The sequence below is a fragment of the Erysipelatoclostridium sp. DFI.2.3 genome (assembly GCF_019132535.1).
GTDB lineage: Bacteria > Bacillota_I > Bacilli_A > Erysipelotrichales > Erysipelotrichaceae > Clostridium_AQ > Clostridium_AQ innocuum.
In genome coordinates this window covers 1-18,850 of the sequence record NZ_JAHOOJ010000027.1, presented here as the reverse complement: position 1 = coordinate 18,850, position 18,850 = coordinate 1, and the positions used below count along the sequence as shown (strand labels likewise).

At 44.3% G+C, this 18,850-nt stretch carries 26 protein-coding genes; all 26 read left to right on the top strand.

All coding sequences use genetic code 11. From position 1 onward, the window contains the following. Position 1: 1 nt before the first annotated feature. The 26 genes from KSZ58_RS23285 (at position 2) to KSZ58_RS19425 (ending at position 18,725) form a co-directional block, all read left to right on the top strand. A complete protein-coding gene (locus tag KSZ58_RS23285) occupies positions 2–127 on the top strand; it encodes a hypothetical protein (protein ID WP_257318763.1) in 126 nt (41 codons plus the stop codon). Positions 128–451: 324 nt separating this feature from the next. After that, a complete protein-coding gene (locus KSZ58_RS19545; protein WP_217752860.1) occupies positions 452–631 on the top strand; it encodes a hypothetical protein in 180 nt (59 codons plus the stop codon). Further along, entirely contained in the window at positions 628–780 is a 153-nt protein-coding gene (locus KSZ58_RS19540) for a hypothetical protein (RefSeq protein ID WP_217752859.1), read from the top strand. The genes KSZ58_RS19545 and KSZ58_RS19540 overlap by 4 nt, the downstream gene beginning before the upstream one ends. A 20-nt stretch (positions 781–800) precedes the next feature. Continuing rightward, a complete protein-coding gene (locus KSZ58_RS19535; RefSeq protein WP_233104430.1) occupies positions 801–1,271 on the top strand; it encodes a hypothetical protein in 471 nt (156 codons plus the stop codon). Positions 1,272–1,511: 240 nt separating this feature from the next. Next, positions 1,512–1,700: a type II toxin-antitoxin system HicA family toxin gene (locus KSZ58_RS19530; protein WP_217752858.1), complete on the top strand. Its 189-nt coding sequence runs from the start codon at positions 1,512–1,514 to the stop codon at positions 1,698–1,700. A gap of 57 nt (positions 1,701–1,757) precedes the next feature. Further along, complete coding sequence (locus tag KSZ58_RS19525; protein WP_217752857.1) at positions 1,758–2,147, top strand: type II toxin-antitoxin system HicB family antitoxin; 390 nt, start codon at positions 1,758–1,760, stop codon at positions 2,145–2,147. A gap of 66 nt (positions 2,148–2,213) precedes the next feature. Next, on the top strand, positions 2,214–2,924 hold the full coding sequence (terS, locus tag KSZ58_RS19520) for a phage terminase small subunit (protein WP_217752856.1): 711 nt from the start codon (positions 2,214–2,216) through the stop codon (positions 2,922–2,924). Further along, on the top strand, positions 2,887–4,254 hold the full coding sequence (locus tag KSZ58_RS19515) for a terminase large subunit domain-containing protein (protein WP_217752855.1): 1,368 nt from the start codon (positions 2,887–2,889) through the stop codon (positions 4,252–4,254). Before terS ends, KSZ58_RS19515 begins: the two co-directional genes overlap by 38 nt. An 11-nt stretch (positions 4,255–4,265) precedes the next feature. Continuing rightward, positions 4,266–5,657: a phage portal protein gene (locus KSZ58_RS19510; protein ID WP_217752854.1), complete on the top strand. Its 1,392-nt coding sequence runs from the start codon at positions 4,266–4,268 to the stop codon at positions 5,655–5,657. Beyond that, positions 5,657–7,258, top strand: coding sequence for a phage minor capsid protein (locus KSZ58_RS19505; RefSeq protein ID WP_217752853.1), 1,602 nt, complete (start codon positions 5,657–5,659; stop codon positions 7,256–7,258). The genes KSZ58_RS19510 and KSZ58_RS19505 overlap by 1 nt, the downstream gene beginning before the upstream one ends. Next, positions 7,236–7,427, top strand: coding sequence for a hypothetical protein (locus KSZ58_RS19500; RefSeq protein ID WP_217752852.1), 192 nt, complete (start codon positions 7,236–7,238; stop codon positions 7,425–7,427). Before KSZ58_RS19505 ends, KSZ58_RS19500 begins: the two co-directional genes overlap by 23 nt. A gap of 36 nt (positions 7,428–7,463) precedes the next feature. Then, a complete protein-coding gene (locus KSZ58_RS19495; RefSeq protein WP_217752851.1) occupies positions 7,464–7,700 on the top strand; it encodes a hypothetical protein in 237 nt (78 codons plus the stop codon). A gap of 16 nt (positions 7,701–7,716) precedes the next feature. After that, positions 7,717–8,247, top strand: a complete 531-nt coding sequence (locus KSZ58_RS19490; RefSeq protein ID WP_008728338.1) for a phage scaffolding protein — start codon at positions 7,717–7,719, stop codon at positions 8,245–8,247. Positions 8,248–8,250: 3 nt separating this feature from the next. Further along, positions 8,251–9,447 carry a phage major capsid protein gene (locus KSZ58_RS19485; RefSeq protein ID WP_002605918.1) on the top strand — a complete coding sequence of 399 codons (1,197 nt, stop codon included), beginning with the start codon at positions 8,251–8,253 and terminating at the stop codon, positions 9,445–9,447. 39 nt (positions 9,448–9,486) lie between these two features. Beyond that, positions 9,487–9,876 (top strand): hypothetical protein, encoded by a 390-nt coding sequence (locus KSZ58_RS19480; protein ID WP_002605917.1) that lies wholly within the window; start codon positions 9,487–9,489, stop codon positions 9,874–9,876. Continuing rightward, positions 9,873–10,238 carry a hypothetical protein gene (locus KSZ58_RS19475; RefSeq protein ID WP_002605916.1) on the top strand — a complete coding sequence of 122 codons (366 nt, stop codon included), beginning with the start codon at positions 9,873–9,875 and terminating at the stop codon, positions 10,236–10,238. Before KSZ58_RS19480 ends, KSZ58_RS19475 begins: the two co-directional genes overlap by 4 nt. Then, the gene (locus KSZ58_RS19470; protein ID WP_002605915.1) at positions 10,235–10,651 is read left to right on the top strand and encodes a minor capsid protein; all 417 of its coding nucleotides are present in this window, start codon (positions 10,235–10,237) and stop codon (positions 10,649–10,651) included. The genes KSZ58_RS19475 and KSZ58_RS19470 overlap by 4 nt, the downstream gene beginning before the upstream one ends. Continuing rightward, on the top strand, positions 10,644–11,105 hold the full coding sequence (locus KSZ58_RS19465) for a hypothetical protein (RefSeq protein ID WP_002605914.1): 462 nt from the start codon (positions 10,644–10,646) through the stop codon (positions 11,103–11,105). The genes KSZ58_RS19470 and KSZ58_RS19465 overlap by 8 nt, the downstream gene beginning before the upstream one ends. After that, positions 11,105–11,647: a hypothetical protein gene (locus KSZ58_RS19460; RefSeq protein WP_002605913.1), complete on the top strand. Its 543-nt coding sequence runs from the start codon at positions 11,105–11,107 to the stop codon at positions 11,645–11,647. Before KSZ58_RS19465 ends, KSZ58_RS19460 begins: the two co-directional genes overlap by 1 nt. 3 nt (positions 11,648–11,650) lie before the next feature. Then, positions 11,651–12,115: a hypothetical protein gene (locus KSZ58_RS19455; protein ID WP_002605912.1), complete on the top strand. Its 465-nt coding sequence runs from the start codon at positions 11,651–11,653 to the stop codon at positions 12,113–12,115. Beyond that, a complete protein-coding gene (locus tag KSZ58_RS19450; protein WP_002605911.1) occupies positions 12,069–12,650 on the top strand; it encodes a Gp15 family bacteriophage protein in 582 nt (193 codons plus the stop codon). The genes KSZ58_RS19455 and KSZ58_RS19450 overlap by 47 nt, the downstream gene beginning before the upstream one ends. Next, positions 12,644–15,010, top strand: a complete 2,367-nt coding sequence (locus tag KSZ58_RS19445) for a tape measure protein (RefSeq protein ID WP_002605910.1) — start codon at positions 12,644–12,646, stop codon at positions 15,008–15,010. The genes KSZ58_RS19450 and KSZ58_RS19445 overlap by 7 nt, the downstream gene beginning before the upstream one ends. 11 nt (positions 15,011–15,021) lie before the next feature. Then, positions 15,022–15,699, top strand: coding sequence for a hypothetical protein (locus KSZ58_RS19440; RefSeq protein WP_217752850.1), 678 nt, complete (start codon positions 15,022–15,024; stop codon positions 15,697–15,699). A gap of 10 nt (positions 15,700–15,709) precedes the next feature. Then, on the top strand, positions 15,710–17,419 hold the full coding sequence (locus tag KSZ58_RS19435) for a phage tail spike protein (RefSeq protein ID WP_217752849.1): 1,710 nt from the start codon (positions 15,710–15,712) through the stop codon (positions 17,417–17,419). Positions 17,420–17,436: 17 nt separating this feature from the next. Further along, on the top strand, positions 17,437–18,078 hold the full coding sequence (locus KSZ58_RS19430; protein WP_065531770.1) for a hypothetical protein: 642 nt from the start codon (positions 17,437–17,439) through the stop codon (positions 18,076–18,078). 17 nt (positions 18,079–18,095) lie between these two features. Continuing rightward, positions 18,096–18,725, top strand: coding sequence for a hypothetical protein (locus KSZ58_RS19425; protein ID WP_065531769.1), 630 nt, complete (start codon positions 18,096–18,098; stop codon positions 18,723–18,725). Positions 18,726–18,850: the final 125 nt, after the last annotated feature.

Here is an 18,850-nt window from a genome sequence, read left to right as displayed (position 1 = left end):
TATGACAACAAAGCAACAGGCAGCAGAAGCATTTGAACGATATTTGGAAACCGGTAATCTTGAATATGCAAAGGTCGTTGCTGATTATCTGTCATGCAACAAGGAGGAAGAAGATGAAGTGCAGTGAGTGTAAACATCTGATTGCAGGCATATCCCAGCATAACAATTCACGTAGTAACTGGTGGTGCGCTATTGCTAGAACTGTGTGTGAACCACACAGAAGAATAGCACAGGCGAAAGGTGATGTTATACCGACAAAGACATCACCTCGATGGTGTCCATTGAAAGGAGGTAAATAACATGGGATGCAAATGCGCTAAGTATTATGATCATGATGAAGGGAGATATTACTGTGACGTGACTGGCGATCAGTGCATGTACTTAATGCCAGACAGTAAAAGATGTGCCGCAGATTATGGTGAAGGGCCTGATGCGCAGATGGAGACAGAAAATGAAGAATGCTGAAAAGTATGCGGGAGATATTGCAACACTAATAGCAAATCAGAATATTGGAGCCTGTGAGGTTTTTGCTGATTTGGAATTATTGAGATGTAGCTATTGCCCGCTACGAGGAATATGCAATAGTCAAGATAAGCTGGAGAAATGGCTCCTTCAGGAGGTTTCCTCATGAGGCCGGAGCATCACCAGGGGTACATACTGCTGCGTAACAAAGAACGACCTGTAGCAGTGACTGTGGATTGTGCCTGGTTCATGTCACTGCCTAAAAAGGTGAAGCAGTATTATCAGCTGAATTGGAATGTCGTATTGATCAGAGGTTGAAAATAGAAAGGTGGATCAGGATGATCGAAATCAAAGAAGTAAAAGAAGTAAAAGAAGAAGACGTACTGAGTATCAAAGAAAATCATGTGTTGAGCTGTTTCACGGATTACCTGTATCATAAGCATGCCTCAGATCTTATCCAGGAGGAACTGGTCAACATAGCTGCTGAGCTTTCATCCGGATCTACTTCAACCAGCATCATCAGAGTATCGAAGGACAAGGGCAGCTGCACACCTTGGGAGAATGAACTGCTGGCAAGGGAACACGAGCTGATCCAGGAGCAGGATAAGCATGAAGAGGCTATGGAGGTCGTACATAAGTGGCTTGCAAAAATTAAAAATCCAGATCACAAGAATATCATTGTGGAGTATCTGATTAACAACAGAGGTGAAAATGTTGAGATGGTCGCTGACTTATGCTCCACTTCTCCAAGTAATGTATATAAAGCGACAAAAAGGCTGATTAAGAACTTTGCAAGGAGAATTTCTTAAAATGTCCAATCATTTCCATGTCAAGTGTGTTATCATGATAGCATGGATATAGCAGGGAGGTAGAACTTCCTGCTTTGACCAAAAGGAAATAGCGGTAAGGGTTCCTAAGCGGACTTACGTAAAGCGTCTGAAAAGGGCGCTTTTAATTTGATATGGCATACAATGTGTATAAATGTGTATGAAAATATTGACATGCGCATTAGTACGTATTATAATATAGACATGAAGGGAGGTCATACGATGCCAATGACTTCAAAGCAGATGGTCAAATTGCTTAAACAAAACGGTTTTATTGAGATACGACAGGCAGGTTCTCATAAAATATTGAATAATCCTGTGACCAATAGAAGCGTCGTTGTTCCTTTTCATGCAAAAGATTTACCAAAAGGCACTGAAAGGAATATTCTAAAACAGGCGGGGCTGTTATAGCCCCTGACCTGAAATAAGAATATACCGAAAGAAATAAAATTAAAGGAGGAAATGATTATGAAGGTGATTTATCCAGCTTTGTTTGAAAAAGAAGATAGTCGCTACAATGTTACGTTTCCAGATTTGCCAGAAGCCATTACGTGTGGAGACACATTAGAGCAGGCGATTGAGATGGCTAAGGAGTGTTTAGGTCTTTGTTTGGATGTGAGAAAAGAAAACAAAGAAGAAATTCCTGAGATGAGTGATCCATCTACGATCGACTGTGCAAACGGAATGTTTGTTATGATGATTGAATTTGATTCCATTGAATTCAATAAGCGTTATAACAAAAAAGCGATAAGGAAAAATGTTACGATTCCAGCTTGGCTTAATGAATTGGCTGAGGAAAAAAACGTTAACTTTTCAAACGTACTGCAAAATGCGTTAATGAAGAAACTAAATATTTGAGCTTGGCTATATTTAGGGAGCACCCAATGAGGTGCTTTTCTTTTACCTAGAAAGGGGCGTGATAAGATGCCGAAGAAACCGGATGAGCGTATTGAACCAGCCAAGCAGATGTATCTTGATGGTATGAAATTGATCGATATAGCGAAGCAGTTGGATCTGCCAGAAGGGACTGTTCGGCGTTGGAAGTCCACTCACAAATGGGATAGCGAGCGTTCGGATAAAAAGGATGCGAACGTTCGGAAAAAACGAGGAGGCCAGCCAGGCAATAAGAATGCTACAGGACCACCCAGAAATCAACATGCCCGTAAGCACGGACTTTTTTCAAAGTGGCTGCCTGAGGAGATCAATGAGATCATTGGAGAGATACCGGAGAACACACTTGATATCCTGTGGCATAACATTCAGCTGCAGTACGCAAATATAATCCACTCCCAGCAGATCCTTTATGTGAAAGACAAGGACGATAAGACTGAAGAAACGACGTTCTCCGGCGAAAAGGGAGAAGGGTATGAGATCCAGCAAGCTTGGGACAAGCAAGCAGGTAACATGAGTGCTTTAAGCAGGTCTATGAAGACACTGATGTCGATGATCAAGGAATACGACGAGCTGCTGCATAAGAACTGGGACACTGCCAGTGAGATTCAGAAAGCACAGCTTGCACAGATACAGGCACAGACGGATAAGCTTACGGGTAATAACGCTGAGATTGAAGACCTGGAAGAAACGGACGATATGATCTATGGCGAAGATAACAAAGAAAAAAACGATACGGTATAGATTCGGCCAAAAGCATATCGACTACATCCGGAAGTGTGCTCAGTGTACGATCAATGTAGCTGAAGGTGCTGTACGTGCCGGTAAGACTGTCGATAACGTATATGCGTTCGCTCATGAACTGCGCTTCACGAAAGACCGCATCCATCTGGCCACTGGTTCTACAGTAGCCAACGCGAAACTGAATATCGGTGACGCCAATGGCTTCGGCTTGGAATACATCTACCGCGGACAATCGCACTGGGGGAAATACAAGGACAATGACTGTCTGTATATCAAAGGACCCGCAACAGGATATAGACAACGTATCGTCATCTTTGCAGGTGCGGCCAAGGCAGACAGCTTCAAGAAGATACGTGGAAACTCATATGGCATGTGGATCGCAACTGAGATCAACCTGCATCACGAGAATACGATCCGTGAGGCATTCAACCGGCAGCTGGCTGCTGACAAGCGTAAGATATTCTGGGACCTCAATCCAGACAACCCAAAGGCTAAGATCTATACAGACTACATCGACAAATATGCGAAACAGGAAGAAGAAGGGACGCTGATCGGTGGCTACAACTATCAGCACTTCACGATATTCGACAACGTAACTGTAACAAAAGAACGTTTTCAGGAGATCATGGCACAGTATGATAAGAACAGCATCTGGTACCAACGTGATATCCTTGGAAAGCGTATGATCGCGGAGGGACTTATCTATCGTGCATTCGCTGATGCCGTACTATCTGAAGCTGAAACAGGTGAGAACCGGTTCAAGCGTAAGGAAAAACCGAAGAACCTCATGGAGATCATCATCGGTGTGGACTTCGGAGGCAACGGTTCCGGTCATGCGTTCGTTGCGACTGGCATTACCAGAGGATATCAGGAGATCATTCCACTGGCTTCGGAATGGCATGATTGCAGCAAGAAAGATATCGATCCGGACAAGCTGGGGCAGCTATTCATTGACTTCTGCCTGAAGGTACTGAACATGTATGGTAATATCACACATGTCTATTGTGACAGCGCAGAACAGACATTGATCAATGGACTGAAAAGTGCAGCTAGAAAGAACGGACTCGGCTGGCTGCGTATCGACGACGCATTGAAAGAAGTAATAACGGAGCGTATCCGCCTCACCAATAGGATGATGGCGCAGATGCGCTTTTCTTATATGCCAGAGATGTGTGACACACTGGTATCTGCATTATGCACCGCTATCTGGAATCCTAAGGAGATCACAGTGGATGAGCGGCTGGATGATGGGACCAGCGATATAGATACCCTGGATGCATTTGAATATACGATCGAACGGTATATCAAGAAGTTCATCCGGTATGAGTAGGAGGTGATGGAATGAATTTCACAAGGATGATGAGCCTTATTGCAAAAGAACTGAACAAGACTTCAGAAACGCAGGTAGATATGGCTCTAACTATGAAGATGGCTACACAGATAGAGCTTTGGTCTAAGATGTTCCAAAACAAAGCCTTCTGGTTGAATAGAAATGTGAAGAGCTGCAACCTGCCCGCAGCCATCGCTTCCGAGATTGCAAGGCTGGTCACTCTGGAATTGAAATCAGAGATATCCGGAAGTCCTAGAGCGGAGTATCTACAGAAGCCCTATGCAAAGATGCTGAAGGACATCCGAAGGTACGTTGAATACGGATGTGCAAAGGGCGGACTGGTATTCAAACCGTATGTGACAGAACAGGGGATCAGTATCCAATTCATCCAGGCTGACGCATTCTTTCCTGTATCGTTTGACGACTCGGGAAATATCACAAGGTGCGTGTTCGCAGAACAGATGCGGAAAGGCCAGTCGATCTTCACTAGGCTGGAAGACCATGAATTGAAAGGTGACAAGCTGTGTATCACGAATCACGCATACCGTAGCACGACTGATGCAACGCTTGGGACGGAGATACCGGTTCAAAGTGTTCAGGAATGGTCGCGGCTGGAATATGAAGTGATATTCTCCGGTGTTGCGAAAGTACCCTTCGGTTATTTTAAGGTACCATTGGCCAACGCTGATGATACAGACAGTCCACTTGGATGCTCAGTATATTCCCGTGCAGTCGATCTGATACGTGAAGCAGACGTACGCTACAGTCAGATCAGCTGGGAGTATGAAGCAAAGGAAGCTGCTGTCCACATCGGAGAAAGTATGCTGCAGGATGACCCAAACGATAAGAGCAAGAAACTGTATCCACATGGGAAAGACAGACTTTATCGCCCATTGACATTCGATGTCGGAGCAAGAGATAAACCGTTGATGGATACTTTCAGTCCGGACATACGCTCTGATCCACTGTTCAAAGGCTTCAATGCGCAGCTGAAGCTCATAGAGTTTAACTGCAGCCTTGCTTATGGTACGATCAGTGATCCGCAGAATGTGGATAAGACTGCAGAAGAGATCAAAAGCAGTAAGCAGAGGTCCTATACTCTGGTGTCTGACACACAGATGGCACTACAGGATGCCTTGACAGATCTGATCGATGCGATAGACTTCTACTGCAGTATCTATAATCTGTGCCCTTACGGTAGCTTTGACGTATCATTTGATTGGGATGACAGTATCGTGGTCGATGCTGAGAAGGAACGTCTACAGGACATGCAGGAGGTACGTGAGGGGCTGATGCCGAAATGGAAATACAAGGTGAAGTGGCAGGGGCTGACGGAAAAGCAGGCGAAAGCTGAACTGGCTGCTGAAGAATCGCAGGGTATCGACTTTCCCGGTGATGAATAATGCTCAATCCTAGATATCTGAGGGATGTACCGGAGGGGATCGCTGAGTATTTCGACGAACTGGAAACACGTATGCTGAAAGACATTGCTAGAAGGATCTCACAGAATGATTACATGATGACCAGTACAGCTGAATATCAGATGCATAAACTGGAGGAGCTCGGTGTTTCGATGTCCGAGATAGAACAGGCGATATCGGAAGTTCTGAACATCACAGATACGAAAGTGAAGGAGATCATACACGATTCCTCTTATCGGTCTGTGCAGAAAGATAATGATATGGCTAAAGCAGCAGGGATAGAACCTCCGCATCCAGATCTGACACAAGCTATTCTGAATGGTATCCGCTCTACGAATACAGAAATACGTAACATCTGCAATTCGATGGCATCTGCAGCTAACATGGCATTTGAGCACGCTTTGGATCAGGCATATCTTTCTGTATCCTCCGGAGCGTTTTCCTTCGCAGATGCAGTGAAAACAGCAGTCAACGATTTAGGAAAGAACGGGATCCGATGGATAGATTATCCAACCGGTGCACATAGAAGAGCTGATAGTGCCATACGCAATGCATTGCGGACAGGTGTCAATCAGACCGCGGCCAGATGCCAGGAGCAGAATCTGGATGAGATGGACTGCAATCTGGTGGAAACGACATCCCATATGGGGGCAAGACCGGAGCATGCCAAATGGCAAGGAATGCTGTTCTGGCGGAAAACACCGGTCAATGGATTGCAGAACTTCTATGAAGCTACAGGATATGGGACAGGTGCTGGTCTATGCGGATGGAACTGTCGGCATAACTTTTTTCCGAATTTCGATGGTGAATTATCCTTTGAACACTATGACGAGGAAGCCAATGCGAAGCAGTATAAGCTTGATCAGGAACAGCGTTACAACGAGCGGAAGATACGTGAATGGAAGCGCAGGCAGGCCGTGAACAAGGCTGGAGGTGTAGACAATACCAGAGAAGCAAAGAAAGTCAGGGCATGGCAGAAACGTCAGGCAGACTTCCTGAAAGCACATCCGGATATGAAGCGGAATTACGCTAGAGAAAGCATATCAAATAGTAAAGTAATGCTGGGAAGCAGTGCTGGCGGTAAAGCAAATGATGCTGCAGGGATACTGATTGAGCAAATCGACATGAAACATGTTGACAATTACATCCATAAATATGAAAATAAAATTGAGAATCTACCGATTGAGCATTCCTATGTTTTACAGGCTGATGGTAAAGTGTTTCATTATACAGGAGATAAGAAGTCAGTCAGATTTGATGAAGCCAATCTGAAAGATGCGATTATCCTACATAACCACCCTATTTTAGAAGATGTTGAAACAAATTCTTTTGAAAATGATGATTTCTGGTTCTTACAAAATTATGGTCTTGTCATCGATAAATTAAGAGCAACATATGGAAATCTGCGTTATGAAGTAAAAGTCTTGAAAGATATCTCATCAATTGATTATGACAGCTATATGTATGGTGACATTGGAACAGCGTTGATGTATGGGGAGATTGAAGGAGATATCCATGAATTGATCTTTAAGCAGCTGGATAAGGAGGGATATATCAAATATGTCAAATCAAAAGCTAAATGATAAACAAAAAGCACTTTTTGAAGAATGGGTCAAGAAAGACCAGGAGTTAGAAGCATCTTTTCCTCCTTTGAAAGGTCAGCAGCTTAGTACAAGAAAAGTGTTACCGAAAAGAAAACTATTAGAAGTATACAAAAAGAAAATCAGAGAAGCAGCAGATAAGCACTCATAGCGGGTGCTTTTTTAATACCTGGAAGAGGGTGAGATAATGTGCCAGCATGCATATATCACGAAGCAGCGAATTTATTATGATAAAGGATGCAGGATCATACGGGAATATGATACCTGCATTTTTTGTGGACGCAAGACAGAAGAACGTCTCAGCTATATGAATGATCCACCGAAGCGGAAGCTGCCCTATTTTGGACCACATTTCAATAGCCACGGCGCAAGGCGTAAAAAGGCGTGCAGTCAAGTGGATGCAACCCATGTGAATAAAGCGTAGACGGAAAGGTAAAAAAATGAAAAGAAAGTTTTTAGAAGATCTCAAGCTCGAAAAAGAAACGATCGATAAGATCATGGACGAGCATGGAAAAGATGTAACGAAACTGACAACAGAACGTGATAATTTCAAAAACCAGTATGAAACTGCACAAACTGCTTTGAAAGGTTTTGAAGGTGTTGATGTCAATGAACTGCAGACAAAGATATCCACGCTGAATACTCAACTTGCGAATAAGGATACAGAATGGCAGGGAAAACTTGATGAATTGGAATTTTCCGGTCTGTTGAAAGATGCTGTTAAAGGAGCAGGGGCCCGCAATGACAAGGCTGTTATTGCTTTGCTGGATGTAGCTAATCTTAAGAAAAGCAAGAATCGTCAGGCAGATATCACCACAGCCTTAGAAGCAGTCAAAAAAGACAACGCCTATCTATTTCAGGACTCCAAGACACCGTATGTTGTTTCGAGGACAGAGGGGCCAAATCAGAATACAGCTGATCAGAAAGATCAGGCAAACGCAGCGTTTAGATCGCTGTTTGGAAAGGAGTAAGTTATGCCAGTAAATATTACAAATCGACAGGATGCGGAAGCTCTTATCAGAGAGCAGGTCGTATCGACAATTTTTCAGGACGCACCGAAGCAGTCCGTATTCATGGGGATGGCACGTAAGCTGCCAAACATGACGAGCAAACAGACACGCATCCGTGTTCTGGACTTTTTACCGACCGCATACTGGGTGAATGGTGATACCGGTATGAAACAGACGACCCGTCAGGCATGGGACAACGTGTATCTGACAGCAGGTGAGCTGGCCGTTATCGTACCGATTCCGGAAGCAGTTCTTGATGATGCAGAATTTGATATCATGGGTGAGATCACACCACGTGTCAATGAGGCAATCGGACAGTGTGTCGATTCCGCTACCATCTTCGGATATAACCGCCCGGCAGAATGGCAGTCTGATATCATCACACTGGCACGTCAGGCAGGGAACAATGTCGCTGATACAGGTGACAAGGATCTGTATGACAAGCTGCTGGGTGAAGACGGTGTATTCTCCAAGGTAGAAGAGGACGGCTACATGGTAAGCGGCTGTCTGTCTGCGCTAGGCATGCGTGCTAAGCTGCGAGGACTTCGTGCAACAGATGGGGCATTGATCTTCAAGAGCGATATGCAGGGGTCTACACAGTATGCACTTGATGGAGCACCGATGTATTTCCCTACGAATGGCAGCTATGACAAAAACATCGCGCAGCTGGTAGCCGGTGACTTCAAGCAGGCGGTATATGCGATCCGTCAGGATATCACAGTAAAGATCCTCGACCAGGGCGTTATTCAGGATCCGGTCACCAAGGAGATCGTATATAACCTTGCACAGCAGGACATGATCGCGCTTCGTGTCGTATTCCGTATGGGCTGGGCATTGCCGAACGCAGCAACCCGTCTTGATGAGAATCGTACCGGCTGCGCATTCGCATATCTGGAGCCCGCAACGCCGTATACGGCACAAAAGGTGACTTTCACTGTCAAGGATGGCAGTGGTGAAGATGCTAATCTGGTAGAGAAAGCACGCGTCGATGTAAACGGCGCTAAACTGATGACAGGTGCTGATGGTACTGTGGAATTTAATTTACGTGAAGGGACTTATCCTGTGAAGATCACGAAGAAAGACCACATCACGGTCAACGATACTGTAGTCGTAGCAAAGACTGCAGTAACGAAGGATGTCGCATTGATCAAGAACCAGTAGGAGAGGGAATCCTCTCCTTACCTTTAAGGAGGTGCTGAAATGGATTATCAGTATTATAGAGATGATTACAAGGGGACGGTCAGAGAAGCGGAGTTCAATGTATTGCTTCCAAAAGCTGAAGCAGTCTTAAAGATGTATATAGATGACCGCGTAAGGACGGATCAATTGCATGATACATTAGATGGGTATGGAAACTTTGATAAGGCATTGTGCTTTGAAGTCGATTATATCGATCAAAATGGCGGTGCAGCAGCGGTGAACGGTGCATCTGACCTGGATCTGAAGCAGGTACAGTCAAGCGGCTATACATTTCAGATGGGAAACGGCGGGCAGTCCTATAAAGGGATCCCATTTTCTCCGCTCGCTAAGTCTGTGATCATGGCGGAACTTCGCCGCAACGGTCTGCTCAAACTGGGGTGGAACTGGTGAGGGTGCTACCGAGAAGATTCCGACCGCATACAGTACAGCTGATCAAGCAGCTTCCTGAGGATGATAACGGAGTGGCAGCTGAACAGGTCATCACAATACTGCATGTGAAAGCAGATCTAAGCTACGGTATGCAGCAGTCAAAGCGCGGGATCACAACTGATGACAAGATCATCGTGTATGTAGAGCTTGGTGATTACACTGCCTATGATGAAAATGACCGTGTACTGCAGTACGGAACAGATTTTATTATCAGTACCAATGATGCACTGAAATTCCGTGATGATGAATACACCATCACAGGAGTGAATGCGATATTTCTCGATGGTACGAAGCCGATCAGAGTGGAGATGACAGGGAAATGAGTGTCAAGGTAAAGGTCCAGTTCGATGGAAACAAGCGTATGCTGAAAGACCGGATGAAGCTAACAAAGTGTAAAAAGAAGCTCATCAGTCAGGTCATCAAGGACACGACACCATATGTGCCTATGCAGGAAGGAAATCTTTCCCAATCCGCAATCACAAATCAGAACCGCTATAAAGATAAGGTCGTATGGAATGGTCCATATGCTAGATTTTTATATAAAGGGCTGGTCATGGTCGGTATACGTTCACGTAGAGCATGGGCAAGACTTGGAGAGGTCAAAGAGGCTACGAGCAAGGCATTGAAGTATGGTAAGACGCATCCGCTTGCCGGCCCTGAATGGTATATCCGTTCCAAAAGCAAAAACAGAGGGAAATGGGTGAAATTGACGAAAGGATGGTTCAAGCATGGCTAATGTAGCACTGGAGGATGTCAGGCAGATCGTAGAAGATCTGTTCATGGGATACATCAGTAATATCCGGATCCCAAACACAAAGGGATGGTATCTGGAGTATTTCCCAAACTCCAAAGAAACGGCGATCTGTTTCAAACGAATGAATGATGTTCCGATCCTTCAGCAGTATATCACCGGTGGATATAAGGCAGAGTTTTCGTTCACGGTAAGCATGCAGGCATCTGTTAAGGATACCAGACATAATCTGGACATCACGAAGCCATTGAATGACCTGGCTGCGACATTTGCCCGAGAGACAAGAGAAGGCTTTCCGAATCTCCACCTTACGGATGCGAAGCCGATCAGTCTGGAAATGACATCAACACCGGTCGATGATACCGGAGAAAAAGAAAAGACGGCTACCTTCGTGGCAGCCTACAAATTAGTATATGAAAAGAAAGGAGCGTTTGAGTAATGGCATTTACACCAAAAAGTACCGTCGTCAATCGACATGAGAATCTGAACTATGCTATATGGGATGGTATCGAGAAGCCGGTCCTTGCCGGAACCGGTATCACGGACTGGACAGAGGACGCATCACCGAATACAGATGACGGACAGTATATTAATGAGAAGAACCAGCATTCCAATATGACAGGATATGCACCATCAGTTTCGTATTCGGGAGAACTTATTCCGGATAACGCCTTTGTCATGCATGTGTATGAGGTAGGTAAGAAAAAGCTGATCGGGGAGATGTTTACGGCCTATGAAGTAGAAACATGGGCGCCGATCGAAGGGTCTGCAGGTGAATTTGCAGCACATAAATCCGAGTATGAGATCCAGCCATCCAATCCAGGATCCGGTGAGGGTGGCGGTAAGATTGCACTGGAAGGAACGTTCGCACAAAAGGGTGACAGCTTGCATGGTAAATACAATATCGCTGATGGAACATTCACAGAAGGCGTGTACGACTATAAAACCGGTACCTTCAAAACAGATGGAGTGGGGGCATAGCAGATGAAGATCACATTACAGGAAAACATCATCCCACTAGATATCGCAGGACTACACTTCGAAATGGATGCGGATGATATCACATTGCATCAGACAATCAGCGATTTCATGGATAAATATCGCGGAAACCGACTTGTAACGGAAAACTTTATCGACGACTGCCGGAATACTATTGACGGACTGTTGGGCGCTGGTACATATCGTAAGATCTTCCATAAGGATGACTTAAAGCCTTATTATGTAATCCTGCAGCTTGCAGAGGCACTGAAAGAACGTCTGGAGGAAGCTGCTACGACAGAGCAGATGAAAAAGCGTCAGCAGTCCGCAGAAAAGGAGCTTCAGGCAGTACAGGGGATCGTCAATAGCATGGAGCGGTTCACAAAGCAGATGGAATATGCGGATGGAAAGTACGGTATGAAGAATGTGGCTAACAAGAGACGACCTGCCAAGAACCGTAAGAGCAGATAACAGAGACTATACGATAGATACAGATTTCCGTACTTGGATGAAATTTGAGAATATCATGGTCGATGCAGGAATCGAAATGGATTATAAATTGTATTTCATGATACGAGGAGTCATGAACATGCCTGATGATATTTCAGAAGAGCTGATACAGGCTCTTTTTTCTTTCTACAGGCTAGATAAACCGATACGGAAGACCTCTGGCAAGCAAGGTGAAATCGGATATCGTTTTGACTATGATATGGACCTCATCGTAGCTGCATTCCGCCAGCAGTATGGCATCGATCTGCTTGCCGCAGAGTTGCACTGGTGGGAATTCAAAAGTCTATTTGAGGGACTTACAGATCAGACGAAGTTCATCCAGGTGGTAGGTTATCGTACTGCGGATATCTCCAAACTGGATAAGGAACAGAAACAGCGTTATACGGAATTGAAAAAGTTTTATGCACTTCCTAAGGAAAAGGCGCAGGATAGGTCGCAGGAGGAACTGGAGGCAGAGATCCTGTCAGGACTGAAGGGCGGTGATGCGGATTGTTAGGGAACAGTGATGGCTCCATCATCATTGAGGTAGATCTTAATGATAAAGACTATGAATCACGCCTGAAGTCGATGGAGGGGAAAACGAAATCTTTCGGTACGCAGCTGAAAAGCCTTCTGAGTGCAGTCGGAATCACCAAGGCTGTCTCTGCAGGCTTCAACGCCATGAAATCATCCATAGGAAGTGCGATGGACCGCATTGATACGATGGATCAGTTCACACGTACCATGACGACGATGACAGGCTCTTCCAAGATTGCAGAACAGGCACTGGCCAAGATCAAGGACACCGTGACAGGGACTGCATACGGACTTGATGTAGCGGCACAGAGCTGTCAGAAGTTCGTAACATCCGGTATGTCGATGGACAAGGCAACAGGGCAGGTGAAGACCTGGGCAGATGCGGTTGCATTCTATGGAGATGGTACGAATGAGACATACGCCAATGTAACAGATGCGATCGCAAAGATGGTCGCACAGGGGAAGGTCCAGGGAGATCAGCTGGACCGATTGACGGATGCCGGTATCCCTGCAGTGCAGCTGTTTGCGGATGCGACTGGCCAGAGCTTTTCTGATGTACGCGAAGCATTATCAGATGGCAGCATCTCATCAGAAGAATTTCTGAATGTCCTGCAGGATGCGATGGAAAAAGGAACTGACAAGTTCGCGGCCATTGATGGTGCTGCCAAAGAGGCAGGTGCTTCCTGGAAGGGAACATTCGATAATATGAAGGCTGCTATCACACGAGGGATGGTAGCAATCATAGAATCGATCGACGAAGTGCTGCAGAGTAATGGTCTGCCAACCTTGAAGGAAATGATCTCAGATGTGGGGAAGGTCATGGAAAAGGGATTGAATTATGCTGCAGAGCATCTTCCAGAGTTGATCTCATTGATCAAGAAGCTGCTACCGGTCGTAATCAGCGTGGGTAGTGCGTTCGCTGCTTGGAAGATCACAAATACAGTGAGCAGAGCGAGCAAGTCTATTTCTGGGTTCTTTGATCTAATGAGCAATGGTAATAGTTTGATGAATACTGTTTTTATCAAACTTGGTTCTGGAAGCGGAGCATTCTCTAAATTAGCTACAAGTGCTATCGGTGCTGGTGGAGGTATCAAGGGGCTGGGCAGCGCTTTGGTGGCTGCTGCCGGTGGGCCTGTCACATTGATCGTTGCAGCTATAGCTGCAGTAGTGGCTGCCTTCGTATATTTCTGGAATACCTCTGAGGAATTCCGGCAGTTCTGGATAGACCTGTGGAACGGCATCGTTGAATGGTGTTCAGGTGCAGTGGACAGTATTGTCGAGTTTTTTACCGTGACGATACCTCAGGCATGGGAAGATTTCAAGACAAGCCTGCAGGAGCTGTGTGACAGCATCGTTCAATGGTTTCAAGATGCATGGAACAGCGTCATAGCTTTCTTCACAGAAACGATTCCGGCGTGGATCCAGAGTGTGATCGACTGGTTCAACCAAATTCCTTATAACATTGGTTATATGGTCGGACAGATCATTGGTCATTTCATCCAGTGGGGCATCGATCTGAAGAACTTCGTTACAGAAGATATTCCTGCTTTTATAAATTCGGTAGTTGAATGGTTCAAATCACTGCCAGGAAAGATATGGGAATGGTTGAAGAGTGCCTGGGAAAAAGTCAAGACCTGGGGAAGTGATACATATAACAGTGCTAAAGAGTCGGTTACCAAAACGATCGATAAGATCGTAGAGTGGTTCCGTTCATTGCCAGGAAAGGTCCAAACATGGTTATCTAACACGATATTGAAAGTAAGGGCATGGGGTTCTGATCTTTGGAATACCGGTATCAATGCCGCAAAGCAGCTCGTCGATTCCGTGGTTCAGAAAGCTAGGGAATTACCTGGCAAGATGGTAGATATCGGTATAAACCTTATCAAGGGGCTGTGGGAAGGTATCGGAAGTGTAAAGGATTGGATCCTGGATAAGATCAGTGGGTTTTGCGATGGAATCGTCGATGGTATGTTGGATTTCTTCGGCATCCATTCCCCTTCCAGACTGCTGCGTGATCTTGTAGGTAAGATGCTGCCTCCAGGTATTGCCGTGGGATTTGAAATGGCCATGCCGAAGTCAACGAAGGATATCCTTAATGAGGTTGACGGTATGAATGCGGAATTGCAGAAACAAGTGAATGCCAGCGTGAATGACATCGGTGTACCTTTGGAAACGAATGCCAGGATCACGCAGCAGCAGAGTGTCGTGAACGCGTTCCCAAAGACTATGCAGCTAGTACGTAATGGTGTTAATGAGTTTAGATTCGTATTGGATAACGGTGCAGAAGTTGCGCATTGGCTTGCACCTGAAATGGGTGTTGAGCTTGCAGAGCTTAGATAGGAGGGTGTGACATGCGAATAAACAACAAGCGGATGGAACGATTCCATATGAGAGTAAATTCCTTCACATATCAGCCCTATGCAGTAGAGCGTGAGGTCTTTCAGCCTGAACGCTCCCTGCGTCCTGTTCTTGGCAAAAGAGTGCTGACGCCGAAGAGTATGCAACTGATAGCTGAGTTTCGCAGCAAGAAGGATATATCTGATTTTCTGGCAGAGCTATTGAACCATGAAGAGAATATGATCGACATCGAAGATGGATTCAAATATCGGTGCTATCTATCCAAACTGAGCCAACCCGTAGACGAATACTGGCAGGGCTGGTACAGGGTGACGATCCCGTTGTCCGTCATACAGGAAGGAAGCAGACGCCAGTTGTTACTCAGTAAGGTTGACAACCATATCGTTGTCGCAGGTAATTGGCAAACAGAATGTGTGTATGAAATAACGCCAATGGCAGCTATGGATTCCTTCACTATTGATGGGCACACCATCCGGAAGCTGTATGCAAACAGAACGGTCTATTTCGATGGTGAATTGAAAAAAGTTTATACAGATACAGAGCCGAATAAATATCCGGATTGTACGCTGAAACAGAACTGCTTTCCTACATTGGATCCGGGAAGTCAAAAAATCAGTATGAGCAGTACGTCTGTAAAAGTCGTATTGAAATATACACCAATTTTCGTATAGGAGGAACAAGATGCTTGAAATTTACACAAAGGAAGGTTGGTTACCGATTACCAATCGGCAGAATTACTATACAGCATATGAATATGATGGTACCCAGACTTTATGCTTTGACATTTCGCCCAGTGATGAAATGTACCGGTATATCGCTAATGAAACACCAGTCAGAAATGAAGAGAACCGCTATCTGATCAAAGATATCAACAAGAGAAAGACAGCATGCACGATAACCTGCAGCCTGGATATGGATGACTGGCATCAAAACGAGCCTTATCTCAACACGAAGGATATAGCAAAGTTTCAGACAAAGAGCCTATCAGAGATTCTGGAAGCGATCAAACCGTCTGGCTGGTCTATCTTAAACGCAGGTATACGGGATTATCGAAGGACCCTAGAGATGGAAGATGCGTCTGATTATGAAGTGTTATTCAAATGTCAGGAGATATTCAGTGTTACATATGAGATCCGAGCACTTGATAAACAGATCGTTGTAAAGGATCCTGAACAGGTCATAGATAAAGGAATCTATATCACCCCACAGTTGAATCTGGAAAGTGTTAAGATGAAAGGCAATTCAAAAGATTTCGCCACCAGGATCACAGCATATGGAAAGCAGAATGAGGATGGCAGCTATGTCAATTTTGCATCCATAAATGGAGGAAAGACCTATGTTGAAGATAATGCATATGCAGGCAAGGCGCATCCAATCTGGATTGTATGGAAGGATGAACGATATACGATTCCGGAGAACCTACTTGCTGATGCGAAAAAGAAGTTGAAGGAACAGGCATATCCGGTATTATCCTTTGAGGTCACGGTCAATGACCTTGCGGAAACAGATGATAGGTACAGCTTCCTGAAGATGGGGCTGTATGATATTGCACACGTCATTATTGACGGGCACACTGAGATCATTGAAAAGGTGATCAAGCTGCAGAGGTATCATGATTCACCAGAGAAGAACAAAATCACATTGTCTTCAGAACCGCAAACCATAACAGGAAAGGTGAATGATGCAATATCCATTCTTGGCAACGATGGTGAAAAACTGAAAGGATCAGTGCTGCAACAGGCGCAGGAGATGGCAACGAAGCTGATAAATGCATGGGCAGAGAAAGGATATATCTACCAGACACAGAATGAGATCTATATTTTGGATGCATTACCGAAAGAGAATGCGAAGTATTGCATTAGGATGAATCTAGGAGGTATAGCCTTCAGTCAGAATGGATGGCAGGGACCATATAATTCTGCATGGACGATCGATGGGAAGTTCAATGCTGATTTCATAACAGCCGGAACATTAAGAGGTATCCGGATCATGATAGGCGATAACTTCTCAGTTATGGAAGATGGCACCATGAAGTGCGCAGATGCGACAATGCGCAACGTAACGGTGGAATCGGGAACATTTAAAGGAAATCTTACAACAAATTATGATGCTTATATCGGTCGCAATTTACATTTAAGCCATGAAGTAGGGATGTTCAGTCAAATAACGCTCGGAGAAAATGGAGATACAGCAATCACGATGAGTGAAGATCTGATAAGAATTGGTATTTTCGACAACAATACCGACTTGTTATCAAGACCATCGATTTCTATAACCAAGGATGATATATTCTTAAACCTTAATGAAGACAATCATATCCGTATAAACTCTATTTTAGGTGTGACTATGAAAACGAAAGGTAAGTTTATTGATATGAATTATGATATCTAACGGTAGGAGGCGATTAAATGGATATAGTAGTAACACAAATTAAACAAATTGGTAGAGAGATAATGCTTGATGGAAACAGTCTTGTAGGTTATCAACATTCAGCTAATCTTTTTATCAAGCTTATCAAGGATGCATCGGAATCAAATCCGTTTAAAGGAATGGTGGTATCTGGTTACTGTACTAGTTGGAAATCAGATATGCCGATCGTATGCCCTCTACAGGAAAAGGATGATGGGACATACATTTTGTTGCCTGATGGGGTGTTTGAAAACGAAGGCGATGTATATTTGTCTTTGGCAGCGATTGACGAAAATAAAATCGTTATTACATCTAACATATTAGCTCTACAAGTAGATACATCCAACAGTATCAAGGCTGCAGTTTCTCCACCGGAAGAATATTGGCAAAGAGAAGTATTAAGTGCTATGAAGTCATGGTATACGAGTACTGTTGATCCTTATTTTGAAAAAAGCAAAGAGAAATTAGATGATTTGATAGACCAAACTAACGAATCTCAAAAGGATGTAAAAAATGCAGTGGCACAATGTTATGATGCTATATCAGCACTGCAACTTGAAACATTCGATATGGACGGCGGTGACCCGTTCACACAAGCGAGCGAAGAAGACATTGATGTAAACGGTGGATATCCGATTTAAAGAGAGGAGAATGAGAAATGCCATTTTATACAATAAGACCACGTGCTGGAACAAAGGCACAATGGGAACAATCAAATATGGTTTTGAAAGAACGCGAAATCGGTTATGAAATACCGAATGCAGGTGTTGGAAAGGGAATCGTTAAAATGAAAATGGGGGATGGAGTAACACCTTGGAATAGTTTACCTTATGCAATACCTGACGCATTAACACCTAGCGATATCGTTACGACGGATTCAACATCCAATGCAAAAGTACCTAGTGCCGGATATTGTAAAAAGAAATTCGATGATATAAAAACCGAATTAAACAGAAATACTGTTCAATTAACTAATTCGGTATATCTTCCTCCGGCCAATATGTATAGAAGTGGGCAAGTTGTTTATTTAAAGTGTGCTGGTTATATGCAAAAGGAATTGGCAGCGAACGGAGAGACTACGATAGCTACGCCGTCGATGATTCCGGAAGCTTTTCGCCCAACAGTAGATCTAAATTTCTATGAAATCGTAGGTAGTACAAAAATTATCGCAAAGATAAATATTAAACAGGATGGAACTATTTTGTTTTCCCCTCTTGAAAAGCTAGCAAGCGATACAGGAATAAATGTGCATCTTACCTATGTGACGGGCAAGTCTACTATCCAATGAAAGGAGCATTAAGATATGGAATTTATTAAACTGAAAAATGGCAGTAGATATCAGCTGATCACAGACGGATTCAATGTCGGAGATAATCATGTGAAACTTGCTTTCATTGCTGATAGATCACTAAA